The organism is Xenorhabdus sp. KK7.4, assembly GCF_963876465.1.
Lineage (GTDB): Bacteria > Pseudomonadota > Gammaproteobacteria > Enterobacterales > Enterobacteriaceae > Xenorhabdus > Xenorhabdus stockiae.
Genome location: NZ_CAWNQF010000136.1, coordinates 1 through 2,906 on the forward strand (window position 1 = coordinate 1; position 2,906 = coordinate 2,906).

Genomic DNA, 2,906 nt, shown 5'->3' on the forward strand with positions numbered 1-2,906 from the left:
CCGGTGCTGCCTCTGCCCAAAAATACGTATTCCGGTCTGCAACCGTTGGTGGAATATTATGCTTTGTCCCCACTGTATAACTTTGTCACGCTGGATATCAGCAGAAGTTGTACAAAAGTACCCCTGAATGCGGATGGTACATTTGAACTGATTTTTCGTTTCGAGGGTGAATTGCCGCTGACGGATATCGACGAGACATTCTTATTGGGCTGTGTACCGGCTATTCATCTGGAAAATCGGGTAAGCCTGCCCATTGAGCTGGAAGCTGGCAACCACCGTTATCCTCTGCCGTTGGGAGAGTCGGTGCGGTTGTTCCGGCTGGGTGATATTGAGGTTGTGGAACAGCCCGTTGATAGTGAGCAACGCGGGACACCGTATCACTGGCTGCCGATTGAACAGTTTACTCCGGCCGGGCGTTTTCGGGATGAAAATGAGCAACCCGACACGTTTTATTACCAGCTCCAGACCGAACCCGATTTTCTGGGCAGAATCCAGCACCGATTACACTTTTTTGATTTGACGGGCAAACCGGCCAACGACTTACCTGCCATTGCGATTTTGTGTTCTTTCACCGGCTACCATGAACAGGCACCGGCATTAACGCAAGGCACGATTACCGTGACGCAGGAAGGCGCACCGTCTCATCTCAGCGTCCACAATATCACGCCGGTCACGACCGATTACCCACCTCTGTTACAGGAAAAGAGCGGCTGGCCGCTACTGTCCTGCCTTTCCAGCCCGCCAATGATGCTGTTTGCCACCGACAGCCTGAAACAGTTTCTCCGGTTGTTTGACCCGTATGCCGACACGCACCGTCCCCTGAGCCGTCAGTTCCGCCAACACATTGACGGTATTGTGCAGGTCGAAGAGCGCCTGACCGACCGGATGCGACTGGGACGTTCTGTTCGCGGGCATTTACTCGTGCTGACGCTGGATCCCGACTGCTACCGTAATCCGGGGGAAATGTACCGTTTCTGCCGGTTAATCAATCAGGCGTTGGCCTGTTTTATCACCCAATCTGCGTTTGTCATGCTGGAGATTTTTATGCCGGACAGTCACAAGGCACTGTGGCAGTTCTGGCATGTCGATGGACTACGCCCGGAAATGTAATGGATTAAGGAATACATGACAGGAACCATAAGGAAAAAATCAATATGAAAAGTGGATTACGTTTTGTCTGCACTATCGCCGGTGTGCCGGCAGACACGTTTGCTGTCGGGGAATTTTCCCTGCAAGAGGGATTATCAGAATTCTTTACCCTCAACATGACGCTGGTCAGAGCCGGTAACGCGAATCCGTTCAGACCACAGACTGACATTGATTTGGCCTCACTGTTGATGCAGGAAGCGGTGTTGCAGGTGTTTAACGGGGACAGGCTGCAACGTAAAATCACCGGCATTGTTTCCCATGCTGACTGGGTTGGCACCGATGGCAACAAAACACGCTATACTCTGACGGTGCGGCCTGCCTGCTGGCGGCTGACGCTCAATCAGGACAGCCGGATTTATCATCAACAAAATGTTCCCGCGATTTTAACCAGCCTGCTGAAAAAACACCGGGTACAGGCCGATTCTAAGCTCTACGATGCGCATCAGGACCGGGAATATGTGACCCAGAAACGTGAATCCGATTATGCGTTTTTCAGCCGCCTGGCAGCGGAAGAAGGCATCAGCTTCTGGTTTGAGGATGAAACGCTGTTTTTCAGTGACAGTCACCTCGGTATGACCGCCGGACTGCCGTTGCAATACCAGCCCCAGCCGGAAACCGCCTACGGAACCGATACGATTTATCAGGTGCGGCTGGGGGTTGGTATGAGTCCGCAGCGCAGCCTGCATAAAGATTTCAATCCGGCAGAGCCGCGTTATCACCTCTCGCATATGCACAGCAGCGAAGGCTTCCGCGATTTCGGCAGCCAGACCCCCTATACCGTGTTTGAAAGTTACGGGCGTTTTCAGAAAGATGCGGCGGCTATCCCGTTTTTAAAATACCGGCAGGAAGCGCTGGACAATCAGAAACAGACGGGCAGCGGCAGCAGTAACTGCATCAAACTGATGCCGGGTAAAATTTTTGAGATAAAAAATCACCCCCATAAGCCGCTGAATGTGCGCTGGCAGGTGGTCGGCATCAGCCATCACGGACGTTGCCCGCAGGCACTGGGCGATAGTGGTGGTGAAGGCACCACACTCAGTAATCATTTCAGTTTTATCGACGGCCTTGCCGACTGGCGTCCGCCTTTCCACTATAAACCGCTGGCCGATGGGGATGAAACTGCCATCGTGGTCGGTCCGAAAGGGGAAGAAATCTTTGTCAATAAAGACGGTGCGATTAAAGTCCATTTCCACTGGAACCGCTACGACCCACCGGATGATGGCGCTTCGTGCTGGGTACGCGTGGCGCAGGGCTGGAACGGTAACGGCTTTGGGTTTATGGCGATACCCCGTATCGGTCAGGAAGTGATTATCTCTTACCTCAACGGGGATATTGACCGTCCGATTGTCACCGGCTGTGTTTATAACGGCCTGAATCGCCCGCCACTGGATTTACCGGCCCAAAAAACCCGCACCACGTTTAAAACCAAGACCCACAAAGGCAAAGGCTTTAACGAACTGCGTTTCGAGGATGCGAAAGACAGTGAGGAAATCTATCTCCACGGCCAGAAGGATTTGACCGCGCACATTGAAAACGATGCTTACTGGCATATCAAACATGATCAGAAGAGCCGCATTGATAACAACCGTTACCACGATATCCGCGCCGATGACCATCATCAGGTGGCGGGTTCTCAAAAAATTACCACCGAAGGGGACGTGTCGCACCGGATTGCCGGCAGCCAGCATATTCAGACCGGGGATGCCACCGTGATTGACAGCGGGCAGGAAATCCACCTGAAAAGTGGCGGTAAAGTG

Annotated in this window: 2 protein-coding genes; both read left to right on the top strand. The window is 52.8% G+C overall.

The features are described from left to right. Nucleotides 1-1,110 (top strand): type VI secretion system baseplate subunit TssF (locus AACS90_RS21675; RefSeq protein ID WP_193757308.1); only part of this gene is annotated, 1,110 nt, incomplete at its 5' end. Between the two features lie 44 nt (nt 1,111-1,154). Beyond that, nucleotides 1,155-2,906 (top strand): type VI secretion system tip protein TssI/VgrG (gene tssI, locus AACS90_RS21680; RefSeq protein WP_099123631.1); only part of this gene is annotated, 1,752 nt, incomplete at its 3' end.